Origin of the sequence: Enterobacter sp. HK169 (genome assembly GCF_001719105.1) — a bacterium.
GTDB lineage: Bacteria > Pseudomonadota > Gammaproteobacteria > Enterobacterales > Enterobacteriaceae > Enterobacter > Enterobacter asburiae_B.
On sequence record NZ_CP017087.1, the window covers coordinates 3,741,314 to 3,757,304 of the forward strand.

The following is a 15,991-nucleotide window of genomic DNA, read 5'->3' on the forward strand; positions in this document are numbered from 1 at the left end:
AAAGAATAATGGCTATCGAAATCAATGTACCGGACATCGGGGCTGATGAAGTTGAAATCACCGAGATCCTGGTCAAAGTAGGCGACAAAGTTGAAGCTGAACAGTCGCTGATCACCGTAGAAGGCGATAAAGCCTCTATGGAAGTCCCGTCTCCTCAGGCTGGCATCGTTAAAGAGATCAAAGTCTCTGTTGGCGATAAAACCGAGACCGGCAAACTGATCATGATTTTCGATTCCGCCGACGGTGCAGCAGCTGCTGCACCTGCGCAGGAAGAGAAGAAAGCCGCTCCGGCCGCCGCTGCTCCAGCAGCTGCCGCGAGCGCGAAAGAAGTGAACGTGCCTGACATCGGCGGTGACGAAGTTGAAGTCACTGAAATCCTGGTGAAAGTGGGCGACACCGTTGCGGCCGAGCAGTCACTGATCACCGTAGAAGGCGACAAAGCCTCTATGGAAGTGCCGGCTCCGTTCGCGGGTACCGTTAAAGAAATCAAGATCAACACCGGCGATAAAGTGTCTACCGGCTCCCTGATCATGGTCTTCGAAGTGGCGGGTGCAGAAGGCGCTGCCGCGCCTGCGCAGGCCGCTGCTCCGGCTCCGGCTGCTGCACCAGCAGCTGCTGGCGGCGCGAAAGACGTTAACGTACCGGACATCGGCGGTGACGAAGTTGAAGTGACCGAAGTGATGGTGAAAGTGGGCGACAAAGTTGCCGCTGAACAGTCACTGATCACCGTTGAAGGCGACAAAGCTTCTATGGAAGTGCCAGCGCCGTTCGCGGGTACCGTTAAAGAGATTAAGATCAGCACCGGCGACAAAGTGTCTACCGGCTCTCTGATCATGGTCTTCGAAGTGGAAGGCGCTGCGCCTGCCGCAGCTCCGGCTGCCGCGGCTGCTCCAGCACCGGCTGCTGCACCGGCTCAGGCTGCTAAACCAGCCGCTGCCCCTGCTGCTAAAGTAGAAAAATCTGAGTTCGCTGAAAACGACGCTTACGTCCACGCTACCCCACTGATTCGTCGCCTGGCGCGCGAATTCGGTGTGAACCTGGCGAAAGTGAAAGGAACCGGCCGTAAGGGTCGTATCCTGCGCGAAGACGTTCAGACCTACGTGAAAGACGCGGTGAAACGCGCCGAAGCTGCACCAGCTGCAGCCGCCGGTGGCGGTATCCCGGGCATGCTGCCATGGCCGAAAGTGGACTTCAGCAAGTTCGGCGAAATCGAAGAAGTGGAGCTGGGCCGCATCCAGAAAATCTCTGGTGCTAACCTGAGCCGTAACTGGGTGATGATCCCGCACGTTACGCACTTCGACAAAACCGATATCACCGATCTGGAAGCGTTCCGTAAACAGCAGAACGCTGAAGCTGAGAAGCGCAAACTGGACGTGAAATTCACCCCAGTGGTCTTCATCATGAAAGCCGTTGCCGCTGCCCTTGAGCAGATGCCACGCTTCAACAGCTCCCTGTCCGAAGACGGCCAGAAGCTGACGCTGAAGAAATACATCAATATCGGTGTTGCGGTTGATACGCCAAATGGTCTGGTTGTTCCGGTCTTCAAAGACGTGAACAAGAAGAGCATCACTGAGCTGTCCCGTGAACTGACCGTGATCTCCAAGAAAGCGCGTGATGGTAAGCTGACTGCCGGCGAAATGCAGGGCGGCTGCTTCACTATCTCCAGCATCGGCGGCCTGGGTACCACCCACTTCGCGCCGATCGTTAACGCGCCGGAAGTGGCTATCCTCGGTGTGTCCAAGTCCGCGATGGAGCCGGTGTGGAATGGCAAAGAGTTCGTGCCGCGTCTGATGATGCCAATCTCTCTTTCCTTCGACCACCGCGTGATCGACGGTGCTGATGGTGCGCGCTTCATCACCATCATCAACAACATGCTGAGCGACATTCGCCGCCTGGTGATGTAATCGAAAAGCCGGCCAGTCGGCCGGCTTTTTTCTGATAATCTCATGGTGTTTGTGAGGTTATTGGCGAAAGCGACAATTCGTGAGCCGTTTGTTGTTTCAAAATTGTTAACAATTTTGTAAACTGCGGGCGGATAGAACGACCCGGTGGACGACGGGTATAAATTAAGAGGTCATGATGAGCACAGAAATCAAAACTCAGGTCGTAGTACTTGGGGCAGGCCCGGCAGGTTACTCCGCAGCATTCCGTGCAGCGGATTTAGGTCTGGAAACCGTCATCGTAGAACGTTACAGCACCCTCGGCGGTGTTTGTCTGAACGTCGGCTGTATCCCTTCTAAAGCGCTGCTGCACGTAGCGAAAGTTATCGAAGAAGCCAAAGCGCTGGCTGAACACGGTATCGTCTTCGGCGAGCCGAAAACCGATATCGACAAAATTCGTACCTGGAAAGAGAAAGTTATCACTCAGCTGACCGGCGGTCTGGCGGGTATGGCCAAAGGCCGTAAAGTGAAAGTGGTAAACGGTCTGGGTAAATTCACCGGTGCGAACACCCTGGAAGTGGAAGGCGAAAACGGCAAAACCGTGATCAACTTCGACAACGCGATCATCGCGGCAGGCTCTCGCCCAATCGAACTGCCATTCATTCCGCATGAAGATCCACGCGTGTGGGATTCCACCGATGCGCTGGAGCTGAAAACCGTTCCTAAGCGTCTGCTGGTCATGGGCGGCGGTATCATCGGTCTGGAAATGGGTACCGTGTACCATGCGCTGGGTTCAGAGATCGACGTGGTTGAAATGTTCGACCAGGTTATCCCGGCTGCCGACAAAGACATCGTTAAAGTCTTCACCAAACGCATCAGCAAGAAATTCAACCTGATGCTGGAAACCAAAGTGACTGCCGTTGAAGCGAAAGAAGACGGTATTTACGTTTCCATGGAAGGCAAAAAAGCCCCATCCGAACCACAGCGTTACGACGCCGTGCTGGTGGCTATCGGCCGTGTGCCGAACGGTAAAAACCTCGACGCGGGCAAAGCTGGCGTGGAAGTGGACGACCGTGGCTTTATCCGCGTTGACAAGCAGCTGCGCACTAACGTGCCGCACATCTTTGCTATCGGCGATATCGTCGGTCAGCCAATGCTGGCGCACAAAGGTGTCCACGAAGGTCACGTTGCCGCTGAAGTTATCGCCGGCATGAAGCACTACTTCGATCCGAAAGTCATTCCATCTATCGCGTACACCGAGCCAGAAGTGGCATGGGTCGGTCTGACTGAGAAAGAAGCGAAAGAGAAAGGCATCAGCTACGAAACCGCCACCTTCCCGTGGGCTGCTTCTGGCCGTGCTATCGCTTCCGACTGCGCTGACGGTATGACCAAACTGATCTTCGACAAAGAGACTCACCGCGTCATCGGTGGTGCGATTGTCGGTACCAACGGCGGCGAGCTGCTGGGTGAAATCGGTCTGGCTATCGAAATGGGCTGTGACGCTGAAGACATCGCGCTGACCATCCACGCTCACCCGACTCTGCACGAGTCCGTGGGCCTGGCGGCAGAAGTGTTTGAAGGCAGCATCACTGACCTGCCAAACGCGAAAGCGAAGAAGAAATAAGTTTCTTCAGATGAAAAAAAGCGGCCAATGGCCGCTTTTTTTATGCGCTGCGTTCAGGGGGCCACAGGCTGCCAGGTTTTATCAGGGCTATAGGCGGCTAGCGCCCGGGCTTTCTGCTCTGAATCGCTGCCGAGATCGGACTGGTACACCTTGTCGTCCTGGTTTATCACAAAGCTCATGACGCCCGTCTGACCGTAGCTGACCGGCCAGGCCACCATCGCGAAACCGTGATTATCCGGCAGGATGCGGAAGCGATAGCCGTGATAGCCGGTACCTGGCTCTTTCGGACTAAATGCCGGGCCGAGCGGGCTGGGCGCTTCGCCGGGCGAGGCTGGCCAGTACAAACCGTCTTTTTTGCCTTTCGAGCTGACAATCTTCTGCGCGTATTTCTGGTTCATCGCAAAATAGCTTTGCTGCGCATCAACATAGGCATGTAAGGCTTCAATGGCGGCGAGCTCGTTACGCCCGATTTCGCGGGTCAGGATCTCTTCTGCCCCTTCTTTGATGTCGAACTGCCAGCCTGCCGAGGTTTTGATCACCGGGATGGGAAGCTGCCAGCCGCTGTCTCCGACAACCAGGTGTGCCGTATCTCCTTCGACAACCGTGGTATGACGGACGTTCCAGTCGCGCAGGAAGCGATCGACAGCATCCGGATCAACGCCCTCAGGCGGCAGAAAATCGCGCCAGTTCTCTCCAAGCAGGTTGGTCATCGCGCTCTCGTTTTGCTCACGGATGGCTTTGGTCAGCGCATCGGTTGCCTGAGCGGGTGTGCTAAAAGACTGCTGCGCCATCACCGAGGCCGAAAGCATAAATAACACCATTCCGCTGAGTAGTTTACGTTTCATGTCGGTTCCCTTAGCGATGTCGAATTTCACGGCGTTCAGCACGTCCACCAGACGCCTGACGTGGCTGCTGCTGGCGCGCAGCGAGCTGTCTGCTTTGCGCACCGCGCTGCTGCTGCGCCTGCCAGTTCGCCGAGCGGCTGTCGTTACCGCTCAGCGCATTGGCCCGGGGCTGGCTGCTTCGCTGCTGGAGAGAGCGTTGCTGCGCGGGCTGCGAAGCCCGCTTCTCTTGTCTCTGCGCGTTGGTCTGGCGATTTTCTCGCTGCTGCGCGGTGCTCCGCTTCGCCGTCTGCGGTTTAGTGTCGTAGCCGCGGTAGTTATTGCGCTGTGAAATCTGCTTCAGCTGTTCACCTGAGGCCTGACGCTGCACGTCTTTCGTTCCGGAGCGCGCCGTTTGGGGGAAGGTTTTACCCGTGGATTTCGCCATCTGGCTTAGCGCGGCCTGACGCTGGCTATCGCGGTTAACCGGTTTTTGCTGCGTTGAGCTGAGCCCTGTCGCCGCGTTGGTGGAGTGGAAGCGAGTGTTGAGCTGGTTAGTCGGATAGGGCACGCCTTCCCGATAGGCCGGGTTGTGCTGCCAGGTGCGGTTGGTGTCCGTCAGGCGCTGTCCGCTGATTTTATTGAAGTTCTCAACGTTGATATTGATATTGTTATCGCCGTTGCGGTTATAGCCGCCGTGATTATCCCAGTCGCCATGGTGATGATCCCAGTCATCGTCATCATCCCAGTCGATGTTGCTGAAGATGGCATAGGTTGTGGCGACGCCCAGGCTGAAGCCTAAACCGTTTACGAAGCTGTTGCCAAACTGCTCCCCGGGCGTAGGCGGGAGATAGGTGGGCGGATAAGCGGCGTTTGGCCAGGTCCCATAAACCGTATTGGGGTTATAGGTCGGGACGTAAACAACCTGCGGATCGGCAGATTCAATTTTGATTACCGTTGGGGCGGGCGCGGACGTCGTGGCGGTCGTCGCCTCGGCGGTGCTGGTTTTCGCTGGCGCCGGTTTAGTCACGGTGGTGACCGTCTGCTGGGGCGTGGATTGTAAAGCGCCGGTCTTCTGCGCCAGCGCGCGCAGGCGCTGTACGGAATCCATCACGTCCTTCGGCTGCGCGAGAAACGCATCACCCAGATTTTGTACCCACGGCGGGTTTTCACCCATCAGGGACATAAGCTGAGGAAACGCGACCAGCGATTTTACGCTGGGATCCCAGGGCTGGCTGGCAACGGCCTGAATCGCGGCATCCCCTTCCATTTTAGGGTTGTCTTTGGACCACTGCGCCGCCTGGATCACGTTGGCCGGATAGGTCGACGCCATTAAAATTTGCGACAGCAGGGCATCCGGGTAGAGCGCGATGGGAGCAACCCATTGATCGATTTGCGCGGCAGTGTAGGCTGGCGCGACAACAGGTGCGGGCTGGGCTGCGGCAGGCGCTGGTGCAGCCGGTTGTTGTGCGACGGGAGTCGGCGCAGCGGGCTCCGTGGCGCGGCCTTTGACAAACATGACGCCCGAGGCGGCAAACAGCCCGGCACTGCACAGAAGGACGAGCAGATGTGGCTTAAAGGGCAACTTCATAAAATGACTCCAACGAGACAAGCGCTGTGCCGTGAGGCGTTACGGTTGGCGTGAGTATTATTCACCCGTCTTTTACTGTTTTGACTTTTATTGGGAAGCGTCCGGTACGTCCGGATAAAGAGTGTGAGTATTTATTACACAATTATATCTGATGAAGAAAAAACTGAAGCGTCACGGTGCCGAAGATACCGCAAAAAGATGCCCTGAATCCCCGCTACACCATGCTTAACGATTCAGCAAATTTTTTAATGTTGCTTTTTTGTAAACGGATTAACACTGTGCAGAAATCCTGCTATGCTGCCCGACGCGGTATCGGGCATTTACCCTACAAACTGCTGTCTCACAGGAGCGTGAAGAGAACGCCCGCCGCATATGACAATGAGAGCGAGGAGAACCGTCGTGCTAGAAGAATACCGTAAGCACGTAGCAGAACGTGCCGCCGAGGGAATTGTACCCAAACCTTTAGATGCAACCCAAATGGCCGCGCTCGTCGAGCTGCTGAAGAACCCGCCTAAGGGCGAAGAAGAATTCCTGTTAGATCTGCTGATCAACCGCGTACCGCCTGGCGTAGATGAAGCTGCCTACGTAAAAGCCGGATTCCTTGCTGCTATCGCCAAAGGCGAAGCCACCTCCCCACTGGTTACTCCTGAAAAAGCCATTGAACTGCTCGGCACCATGCAGGGTGGTTACAACATTCATCCGCTGATTGACGCGCTGGATAACGACAAGCTGGCACCGATTGCCGCTAAAGCGCTCTCTTCCACGCTGCTGATGTTCGATAACTTCTACGATGTGGAAGAAAAAGCCAAAGCGGGCAACATCTATGCGAAGCAGGTGATGCAGTCCTGGGCTGATGCCGAATGGTTCCTGAACCGTCCAGCCCTGGCTGAAAAAATCACCGTTACCGTCTTTAAAGTGACCGGTGAAACCAACACCGATGACCTCTCTCCGGCACCGGACGCGTGGTCTCGCCCGGATATCCCTCTGCACGCCCTGGCGATGCTGAAAAACGCCCGTGAAGGTATTGAGCCGGATCAGCCGGGCAGCGTCGGCCCGATCAAACAGATCGAAGCCCTGCAGAAAAAAGGGTTCCCGCTGGCCTATGTGGGTGACGTTGTGGGTACCGGTTCTTCCCGTAAGTCCGCAACCAACTCCGTGCTGTGGTTCATGGGCGACGACATTCCGCACGTGCCGAACAAGCGCGGCGGCGGCCTGTGCCTCGGCGGCAAAATTGCGCCAATCTTCTTCAACACCATGGAAGATGCGGGCGCCCTGCCGATCGAAGTGGACGTTTCTAACCTGAACATGGGCGACGTGATTGACGTTTACCCGTACAAAGGCGAAGTGCGCAACCACGAGACCAACGAGCTGCTGGCAAGCTTCGAGCTGAAAACCGACGTGCTGATCGACGAAGTGCGTGCCGGTGGCCGTATCCCGCTGATCATCGGTCGTGGTCTGACTACCAAAGCGCGTGAAGCGCTGGGTCTGCCGCACTCTGACGTTTTCCGTCAGGCGAAAGACGTTGCTGAAAGCAACCGCGGTTATTCGCTGGCGCAGAAAATGGTGGGCCGCGCGTGCGGCGTAGCCGGTATTCGTCCTGGCGCGTACTGCGAGCCTAAGATGACCTCCGTGGGCTCTCAGGACACCACTGGCCCAATGACCCGTGACGAACTGAAAGACCTGGCGTGCCTGGGCTTCTCTTCTGATCTGGTGATGCAGTCTTTCTGCCACACGGCGGCCTATCCGAAGCCGGTTGACGTGACCACGCACCACACGCTGCCAGACTTCATCATGAACCGCGGCGGCGTTTCCCTGCGTCCGGGTGACGGCGTAATCCACTCCTGGCTGAACCGCATGCTGCTGCCGGATACCGTCGGTACCGGCGGTGACTCCCATACCCGTTTCCCAATCGGTATCTCCTTCCCGGCGGGCTCCGGTCTGGTGGCGTTTGCTGCTGCGACCGGCGTGATGCCGCTGGATATGCCGGAATCGGTGCTGGTGCGCTTCAAAGGTAAAATGCAGCCGGGTATTACCCTGCGCGACCTGGTTCACGCGATCCCGCTGTATGCGATTAAACAGGGCCTGCTGACCGTTGAGAAGAAAGGGAAGAAAAACATCTTCTCTGGCCGCATTCTGGAAATTGAAGGTCTGCCGGATCTGAAAGTGGAGCAGGCGTTCGAGCTGACCGATGCTTCCGCCGAGCGCTCTGCGGCTGGCTGTACCATCAAGCTGAACAAAGAGCCGATTATTGAGTATCTGACCTCCAACATCGTGCTGCTGAAGTGGATGATTGCAGAAGGCTACGGCGACCGTCGTACGCTGGAGCGTCGTATCCAGGGCATGGAAAAATGGCTGGCCGATCCGCAGCTGCTGGAAGCCGATGCTGACGCAGAGTACGCGGCGGTGATCGACATCGATCTGGCGGATATCAAAGAGCCAATCCTGTGTGCGCCGAACGATCCGGACGACGCGCGTCCGCTGTCTGAGGTTCAGGGCGAGAAGATCGACGAAGTGTTCATCGGATCCTGTATGACCAACATCGGTCACTTCCGTGCTGCCGGTAAGCTGCTGGATACCCACAAAGGCCAGCTGCCAACCCGTCTGTGGGTGGCGCCGCCAACCCGTATGGACGCGGCTCAGCTGACCGAAGAGGGCTACTACAGCGTGTTTGGTAAGAGCGGGGCGCGTATCGAAATCCCTGGCTGTTCCCTGTGTATGGGCAACCAGGCGCGCGTAGCCGACGGTGCGACGGTGGTTTCCACCTCTACCCGTAACTTCCCGAACCGTTTAGGTACCGGTGCGAACGTCTTCCTGGCCTCTGCGGAGCTGGCGGCGGTTGCGGCGCTGATTGGCAAACTGCCAACGCCGGAAGAGTACCAGACCTTTGTGGCTCAGGTGGATAAGACCGCGGTGGATACCTATCGCTATCTGAACTTCGACCAGCTTTCTCAGTACACCGAGAAGGCCGACGGGGTTATCTTCCAGACGGCGGTATAAACAGCAAAACCGTCTCCATGAGACGGTTTTTAGTGTTTGCACCCTCTCCCGTGGGAGAGGGGCGGGGTGAGGGCATCAGGCCGCAGGGTCTTGCTCTCACCTTTTTATTTTCATTCCTCCCACCTCTCACGCTTTTTTTCTTCCTCGCTGCTGCGATAATTACCGTAATGGCTTTGCAGAGGAAAACACTATGGATTACGAATTTCTGCGCGACATCACTGGAGTGGTGAAAGTGCGTATGTCGATGGGCCACGAAGCCGTTGGACACTGGTTTAACGAAGAGGTGAAAGAAAATCTCGCACTTCTTGATGAGGTTGAACAGGCGGCAAATACGGTGAAAGGCAGTGAACGATCCTGGCAGCGCGCCGGGCATGAATATACGCTGTGGATGGACGGTGAAGAGGTCATGGTGCGTGCCAACCAGCTCGAGTTTTCAGGTGACGAGATGGAAGAGGGGATGAGCTACTATGACGAAGAAAGCCTGTCGATGTGCGGCGTAGAGGATTTCCTTCAGGTGGTAAATGCCTACCGCGACTTTATGAAACAGAAATAACAGCCCGGAGCATCCCTGCTCCGGCTTGCTCTTACACGGCCGGAATATTGCGGCCGTAGTAAATCTCGCGCATCTCTTTCCAGAGCAGGTCAGTAATCGCCTTACGCTCTTCTTCGCTCAAATCTTCCGGCTTCGTGTGGAACATATAGTGCTTAAGGTCGAATTCCTTAAGTAACATCTTGGTATGGAAGATATTTTCCTGATACACGTTCACGTCCATCATGTCGTACAGCGATTTCATGTCCTCGGACATAAAGTTCTGGATGGAGTTGATCTCGTGGTCGATGAAATGCTTCATGCCGTTGATATCGCGGGTAAAACCACGCACGCGATAATCAATGGTGACGATGTCCGATTCCAGCTGGTGGATTAAATAGTTCAGTGCGTTCAGCGGGGAAATCACGCCGCAGGTCGACACTTCAATATCGGCGCGGAACGTGCACAGCCCGCCTTCCGGGTGACTCTCCGGGTAGGTGTGCACGCAGATATGGCTTTTATCCAGGTGGGCCACGACCACTTCCGGCAGCGGGCCCGGATGTTCAGTTTTGTCGATAAGCTTCGGGTCGACCGGCTCTTCGCTGACCAGAATAGTCACGCTGGCGCCCTGAGGTTCATAATCCTGTCGGGCGATGTTCAGGATGTTTGCGCCGATAATGGAACAGGTTTCTGACAGGATCTCGGTCAGACGGTTGGCGTTGTAGAGTTCGTCGATATAGGCGATGTAACCATCGCGTTCTTCCGCTGTTTTGGCATAGCAGATATCGTAAATACAAAAACTCAGGCTTTTCGTCAGGTTGTTAAAGCCATGCAGTTTAAGCTTTTTCAATTAGCTCACCCCCTTAGTGGATAATGCGTCCTGCAGGTACTGCGGCAGGGCAAACGCTGCGGTATGAATTGCCGGATTGTAGTATCGGCACTGAAGACCGGCCTGATGGAAGCGGGCCTGAATAATTTCGGTGGAGAGATGGCGTAATACGTCGTTATCCGTCGCCCAGGCAAAGGTCATGATCCCGCCGTAGTACGTCGGAATAGCGGCCTGATAGAAGCTGACATCATCGAAATAGGTGCTCAGCTTACGATGGCTGTCGAGCGCTTCATCCTGCTGCAGGAAGCAGACGCCATTTTGTGCGACGAAGATCCCGCCCGGGTTCAGGCAGCGCTTGCAGCCTTCGTAGAAGGAGGAGGTAAACAGCGACGCGCCGGGGCCGATTGGGTCGGTGCAGTCGGAGATAATGACGTCAAAGGTCTGCGAGGTCTGGTTAACAAAGTTAACGCCGTCGTCAATCACCAGGCTAAAGCGCGGATCGTCATAGCTACCGGCATTGTGGTTGGGCAGATACTGGCGGCAGAAAGAGACGACGCCCGCATCGATTTCCACCATGGTGATGGTTTCAATGGAACGATGGCGGGACACTTCACGCAGCATTGCGCCGTCGCCGCCGCCGATAATCAGGACATGCTTCGCGTGACCGTGCGCCAGCAGCGGAACGTGGGTCATCATTTCGTGATAGATAAACTCGTCGCGCTCGGTCGTTTGCACGACGCCGTCCAGCGCCATCACGCGGCCAAAGGCGGCGTTTTCGAAGATGATGAGATCCTGGTGATCGGTTTTCTCATGATAGAGCACGTTATCAACGGCAAAGTACTGACCAAACTGGTCATGCAGTGTTTCATGCCACAACGTGTGGTCGGCCATACGCGGACTCCTCCTTTGTTAACATCCGTTACGCTCACAAAAAATGAGCGAAACATGATAGCTAACTATAACCGTGGTTGCACGGCTATAGGTTCAACAGGGGGGCGTCGGGAAGGTTATTTGACGTAGGCGAGCAGGCTGAGTGAGTCGCGAGCCAGCGCTTTACATTTTTTGGCAGTGGGAATACCAATACCGCTCAAGTCACGGTAGCTGTCTTCGCCGAGGGCCTTCATGTCGAAGCTGTCGTAGTTGCTGAGATCCCACTGGTTTTGCTGGGCAAAAAAGACCAGCGCGCGGCGAATCTGCCCGTTGGGTAAATTCTGGTAGCCACAATCATTTTTCAGGAATACAAAAACCGCCGTTAAATCGGCCATATCTTCCGCTTCATTTTCACTTAGCGCATAGCTGTTCGCACACATTGCCATCAGGCTTCCGAACAAAATTGTCCTGAAAAACGTCTTCATTGCTTCTACCACTTCTTCACGGAAAATTAACGTTAGCATACTTGATGCCGGTGCGACGATCTTTATTATTGCCGCTTTACTTGACCTTCCGGTAAGGGGAGGGTTTATGCTCAAAAGATCGCCTGCTGGAAATAAGGAAATGAACATGCAACGTCGTGATTTTTTAAAATATTCCGCTGTGCTGGGGGCTGCCAGCGCATTACCTCTCTGGAGCCGCGCGGTTTTCGCGGCCGACAGGCCTGCCTTACCCATTCCTGACTTACTGACCGCTGACGCCCGCAGCCGTATCCAGCTTGTGGTTCAGGCCGGTCAAACGACGTTCGGCGAGCACAACGCCACGACGTGGGGCTATAACGGCAATTTGCTCGGTCCGGCGCTTCAGCTACGTAAAGGGAAAGCGGTGACGGTGGATATCCACAACACGCTCGTCGAAGAGACGACGCTGCACTGGCACGGGCTGGAAGTGCCGGGCGAGGTGGACGGCGGGCCGCAGGGCATCATCAAAGCGGGCGGTACGCGCAGCGTGACCTTTACGCCCGATCAGCGCGCGGCGACCTGCTGGTTCCATCCGCATCAGCATGGCAAAACGGGCCATCAGGTGGCGATGGGGCTGGCGGGGCTGGTGCTGATTGAAGACGACGAAAGCCGCCTGCTGCGCCTGCCGAAACAGTGGGGCATCGACGACGTACCGGTGATTGTGCAGGACAAGAAATTCAACGCTGACGGGCAAATTGACTACCAGCTGGACGTGATGAGCGCGGCGGTAGGCTGGTTTGGCGACACGTTGCTGACCAACGGCGCCATTTACCCTCAGCATGCCGCGCCGAAAGGCTGGCTGCGCCTGCGCCTGCTCAACGGCTGTAACGCGCGCTCGCTGAATTTCGCCGCCAGCGATAAACGCCCGCTGTATGTGGTAGCCAGCGACGGCGGCCTGCTGCCGGAGCCGGTGAAGGTGAGCGAGCTGCCGATGCTCATGGGCGAACGCTTTGAGGTGCTGGTGGATATCAGCGACGGTAAGCCGTTTGACCTCGTGACGCTGCCGGTGAGCCAGATGGGGATGGCGGTCGCACCGTTTGATAAGCCGCATCCGGTGCTGCGTATTCAGCCGCTGCTGGTGGCCGCATCCGGCACGCTGCCTGATACGTTAACCACCCTGCCAGCCCTCCCGTCGCTGGAGGGGCTTACGCAGCGCAAGCTGCAGCTCTCCATGAACCCGATGCTCGATATGATGGGCATGCAGGCGCTGATGGCGAAATATGGCGATAAGGCGATGGCGGGGATGCAGCACGGCCAGATGATGGGCCACATGAATATGGACCACGGCAAAATGGGCGGCATGGGGAATATGAATCACGGCGACCATGGCTTTGATTTCCACAACGCCAACATGATCAACGGCAAAGCGTTCGACATGAACACGCCGATGTTTGCAGCGACAAAAGGTCAGCTCGAGCGCTGGGTGATTTCAGGCGAAGGGGACATGATGCTGCACCCGTTCCATATCCACGGCACCCAGTTCCGCATTCTCACAGAGAACGGCAAAGCGCCGGATGCGCATCGCGCGGGCTGGAAAGATACGGTGAGAGTGGAAGGCGGCGTCAGCGAGGTGCTGGTGAAGTTTGACCACGAGGCGCCGAAGGAGTTTGCCTATATGGCGCACTGCCACCTGCTGGAGCATGAGGATACGGGGATGATGCTGGGGTTCACGGTATAAAAAAGCCGGGTGGTCGCAGGTGCGGCCTGATGCCCTCACCCTGACCCTCTCCCACAGGGAGAGGGAACAAACACAAAAACGGCAACCGAAGTTGCCGTTTTGCTTTTATTTGCCTTCGTCAGGCAACGCATACGCGACGATGTAGTCGCCCATCTTGGTGCCAAACGAACCGTGACCACCCGCTGAGATGACAACGTACTGCTTGCCATTCACCTCATAGGTCATCGGCGTGGCCTGGCCACCCGCCGGCAGACGGCCCTGCCACAGTTTTTCACCGTTGGTCATGTTGTACGCGCGCAGGTAGTTATCTGCGGTTGCCGCGATGAACAGCACGTTACCGGCGGTGGAAATTGGGCCACCCAGCATTGGCATACCCATATTGAACGGCACCGGAACCGGCATCGGGAACGGCATGCTGTCCTGTGGCGTACCAATACGTTTTTTCCATACGATCTGGTTAGTCTTCAGATCCAGACCGGAGATATAACCCCAGGCAGGCTGTTTACACGGCAGACCAAACGGCGACAGGAACGGGTTCAGCGTCACGCCAAACGGCACGCCGTACTGCGGCTGAATGCCGGCTTCGGTACCGCTGCCTTTCGCGTCTTTCGGCTGCTCCATTGGGTTGCCCGGACCGCGTGGGATCAAGCGGGAAACGAACGGCAGCGCCATCGGGTTGGCAATCGCCACCTGACGGTTAGGGTCAACGGAGATCCCGCCCCACTCGAACATCCCCAGGTTACCCGGGAAGACCAGCGTGCCCTGCTCAGACGGCGGCGTGAAGATGCCTTCATAGCGCAGCTGGTGGAACATCACGCGGCACACCAGCTGGTCAAACATGGTGGCGCCCCACATGTCCGCACCGCTGAGGTCTTTCTTCGGACGGAAGCTCAGGTCAGAGAACGGCTGGGTTTTGCTGACGTAATCGCCTTTCGCCGCGCCCTGCGGAACCGGTTTTTCCGGTGCTGGCACAACCAGCTTACCGTTGCTGCGATCCAGCACGAAGATGTTGCCCGTCTTGGCCGGCGCGTAAATCACCGGAACGGTTTTGCCGTCAACGGTAATGTCCGCCAGCGTCGGCTGGGACGGCATATCCATATCCCACAGATCGTGGTGAACGGTCTGGTAGCTCCATGCCAGCTTACCGGTGGTCGCGTTCAGCGCCACGATAGCGCTCGCATAACGCTCCTGCTCCGGCGTGCGGTTACCGCCCCAGATATCTGGCGTGGTCACACCCATTGGCAGATAGACCAGGTCCAGCTTCGCGTCATACGCCGCTGGCGCCCAGGAGTTTGGCGAGTTAAAGGTAAAGGTGTGCTCGTCCGACGGGATCGCGTTGGGATCTTTCGCGCCCGGGTCGAAGGCCCACAGCAGTTTACCGGTGTTCACGTCGAAACCACGGATTACGCCGGAGGTTTCACGCGTGGAGAAGTTATCCGTTACCGAACCGGCAATCACGATGGTTTTATCGGTGATGATTGGCGGTGAGGTTGGCTCATACAGACCCGGCGTGGTGTCCGGCATGTTGGTCTGCAGGTTCAGGATACCTTTGTTGGCAAAGGTTTCACACAGCTTGCCCGTTTCGGCATTGATGGCGAACAGACGACCATCGTTCACCGGCAGCATAATGCGGCGAGGACAGTCGGCAATGACCTCCGGGCTGGCATTATCGGCGCGCGCTTCGTGGTAAGAGACGCCGCGGCAGGTGACGTGCTGGAAGGACGGGTTGGAATTCAGCTGCGGATCGAAGTGCCATTTCTCTTTACCGGTGGCCGCGTCGAGCGCGAACAGACGCTGGTGCGCCGTACACAGATAAAGCATGTTGCCGACTTTAATCGGCGTCACTTCGTTGGTCAGCTCGCCCGGATCGTTCGGCATCTTCACATCGCCGGTACGGAATACCCAGGCTTCCTTCAGGTTTTTAACGTTGTCCGCGTTGATCTGCTTCAGCGGAGAGTAGCGTTGACCTTCCTGGTTACGACCATACGCAGGCCAGTCGCCGTCAGCGACCTGCGAGATAGCCGCAGCAGGCGTGGATTCTGCGTTCAGCGTACCGTTGATCTCCTGTGGGTCGTTAAAACCGGCCCAGGTCAGAATGCCGCCGGTAATCAGCAGGGCAACAACCAGGCCCGCCACCGCACCGCTGGACGGCACAATCAGGCGACGCCAGACGAACGGCAGGATCAGCCAGATACCGAAGAAGACCAGGATGTCGCTGCGCGGCGTCAGTGCCCAGAAGTCGAACCCGACTTCCCAGACGCCCCAGATCATGGTGGCAAGAAGGAGGGCGGCATACAGCCACAGTGCAGATTGTTTTCTACGCAACAGCAGGACGGTTACGGCAACCATAACCAGACCCGCAATCGGGTAGTACCAGGAGCCGCCTAAAGCGACCAGCCAGACGCCACCGATTAACAGATACAGCGCGCAGAAGGCTGCGAATGCGGCTGTTAATGTCACCAGTAGACGCGGCTGTTTAGAGTTTGTTTCAGCCATAGAAAGTGTACTCGTCAGTTTTTGTTAATAATTTGCTAGCAACTAATTATAGGTATTAACAAGTGTGATCGGAATCACAATATTTGCTTTTTATAACTCATACGCCAGGCTTATCCATTTGCTGATATAATGGCTGGCTTGCGTATCAGTGCTGG

Annotated in this window: 11 protein-coding genes; 5 read left to right on the forward strand and 6 right to left on the reverse strand. The window is 56.5% G+C overall.

The window, feature by feature from the left end; genetic code table 11:
- The first annotated feature begins 8 nt into the window (after positions 1-8).
- Together aceF and lpdA are read left to right on the forward strand one after the other, a co-directional pair.
- Positions 9-1,904, forward strand: coding sequence for a pyruvate dehydrogenase complex dihydrolipoyllysine-residue acetyltransferase (gene aceF, locus EnteroDNA1_RS17750; protein ID WP_064673244.1), 1,896 nt, complete (start codon positions 9-11; stop codon positions 1,902-1,904).
- A gap of 175 nt (positions 1,905-2,079) precedes the next feature.
- Positions 2,080-3,504, forward strand: coding sequence for a dihydrolipoyl dehydrogenase (gene lpdA / locus EnteroDNA1_RS17755; RefSeq protein WP_003856313.1), 1,425 nt, complete (start codon positions 2,080-2,082; stop codon positions 3,502-3,504).
- A gap of 53 nt (positions 3,505-3,557) precedes the next feature.
- Here the strand turns inward: lpdA and EnteroDNA1_RS17760 are convergent, their stop codons facing one another.
- Positions 3,558-4,349: a DUF2950 family protein gene (locus EnteroDNA1_RS17760; RefSeq protein WP_064673268.1), complete on the reverse strand. Its 792-nt coding sequence runs from the start codon at positions 4,347-4,349 to the stop codon at positions 3,558-3,560.
- Between the two features lie 10 nt (positions 4,350-4,359).
- Positions 4,360-5,916 (reverse strand): DUF3300 domain-containing protein, encoded by a 1,557-nt coding sequence (locus EnteroDNA1_RS17765; RefSeq protein ID WP_069303670.1) that lies wholly within the window; start codon positions 5,914-5,916, stop codon positions 4,360-4,362.
- A gap of 399 nt (positions 5,917-6,315) precedes the next feature.
- On the opposite strand from EnteroDNA1_RS17765, the gene acnB reads away from it, so the two are divergent.
- Together acnB and yacL are read left to right on the forward strand one after the other, a co-directional pair.
- Positions 6,316-8,913, forward strand: a complete 2,598-nt coding sequence (acnB, locus tag EnteroDNA1_RS17770; RefSeq protein ID WP_064673246.1) for a bifunctional aconitate hydratase 2/2-methylisocitrate dehydratase — start codon at positions 6,316-6,318, stop codon at positions 8,911-8,913.
- Positions 8,914-9,103: 190 nt separating this feature from the next.
- Entirely contained in the window at positions 9,104-9,466 is a 363-nt protein-coding gene (yacL, locus tag EnteroDNA1_RS17775) for a protein YacL (RefSeq protein ID WP_023310423.1), read from the forward strand.
- Positions 9,467-9,497: 31 nt separating this feature from the next.
- On the opposite strand, the gene speD is transcribed toward yacL, so the two are convergent.
- The 3 genes from speD to EnteroDNA1_RS17790 all read right to left on the reverse strand — a co-directional run bounded on the left by speD (position 9,498) and on the right by EnteroDNA1_RS17790 (position 11,626).
- The gene (speD, locus tag EnteroDNA1_RS17780; RefSeq protein ID WP_032649781.1) at positions 9,498-10,292 is read right to left on the reverse strand and encodes an adenosylmethionine decarboxylase; all 795 of its coding nucleotides are present in this window, start codon (positions 10,290-10,292) and stop codon (positions 9,498-9,500) included.
- Positions 10,293-11,162 (reverse strand): polyamine aminopropyltransferase, encoded by an 870-nt coding sequence (gene speE / locus EnteroDNA1_RS17785; RefSeq protein WP_023310424.1) that lies wholly within the window; start codon positions 11,160-11,162, stop codon positions 10,293-10,295.
- A 116-nt stretch (positions 11,163-11,278) separates the two neighbouring features.
- Positions 11,279-11,626 (reverse strand): YacC family pilotin-like protein, encoded by a 348-nt coding sequence (locus EnteroDNA1_RS17790; RefSeq protein ID WP_014882582.1) that lies wholly within the window; start codon positions 11,624-11,626, stop codon positions 11,279-11,281.
- A gap of 145 nt (positions 11,627-11,771) precedes the next feature.
- Between EnteroDNA1_RS17790 and cueO the strand changes: the two genes are divergently transcribed.
- Positions 11,772-13,340 (forward strand): multicopper oxidase CueO, encoded by a 1,569-nt coding sequence (gene cueO / locus EnteroDNA1_RS17795; protein WP_064673247.1) that lies wholly within the window; start codon positions 11,772-11,774, stop codon positions 13,338-13,340.
- Between the two features lie 105 nt (positions 13,341-13,445).
- On the opposite strand, the gene EnteroDNA1_RS17800 is transcribed toward cueO, so the two are convergent.
- On the reverse strand, positions 13,446-15,836 hold the full coding sequence (locus EnteroDNA1_RS17800; RefSeq protein ID WP_059445810.1) for a glucose/quinate/shikimate family membrane-bound PQQ-dependent dehydrogenase: 2,391 nt from the start codon (positions 15,834-15,836) through the stop codon (positions 13,446-13,448).
- Positions 15,837-15,991: the final 155 nt, after the last annotated feature.

Excerpts from the sequence above, each read along its gene's own strand:
- aceF (WP_064673244.1), top strand. The coding sequence starts at position 9 with ATGGCTATCGAAATCAATGTACCGGACATCGGGGCTGATGAAGTTGAA.
- lpdA (WP_003856313.1), top strand. The coding sequence starts at position 2,080 with ATGAGCACAGAAATCAAAACTCAGGTCGTAGTACTTGGGGCAGGCCCG.
- EnteroDNA1_RS17760 (WP_064673268.1), bottom strand. The coding sequence starts at position 4,349 with ATGAAACGTAAACTACTCAGCGGAATGGTGTTATTTATGCTTTCGGCC.
- EnteroDNA1_RS17765 (WP_069303670.1), bottom strand. The coding sequence starts at position 5,916 with ATGAAGTTGCCCTTTAAGCCACATCTGCTCGTCCTTCTGTGCAGTGCC.
- yacL (WP_023310423.1), top strand. The coding sequence starts at position 9,104 with ATGGATTACGAATTTCTGCGCGACATCACTGGAGTGGTGAAAGTGCGT.
- speE (WP_023310424.1), bottom strand. The coding sequence starts at position 11,162 with ATGGCCGACCACACGTTGTGGCATGAAACACTGCATGACCAGTTTGGT.
- EnteroDNA1_RS17790 (WP_014882582.1), bottom strand. The coding sequence starts at position 11,626 with ATGAAGACGTTTTTCAGGACAATTTTGTTCGGAAGCCTGATGGCAATG.
- cueO (WP_064673247.1), top strand. The coding sequence starts at position 11,772 with ATGCAACGTCGTGATTTTTTAAAATATTCCGCTGTGCTGGGGGCTGCC.
- EnteroDNA1_RS17800 (WP_059445810.1), bottom strand. The coding sequence starts at position 15,836 with ATGGCTGAAACAAACTCTAAACAGCCGCGTCTACTGGTGACATTAACA.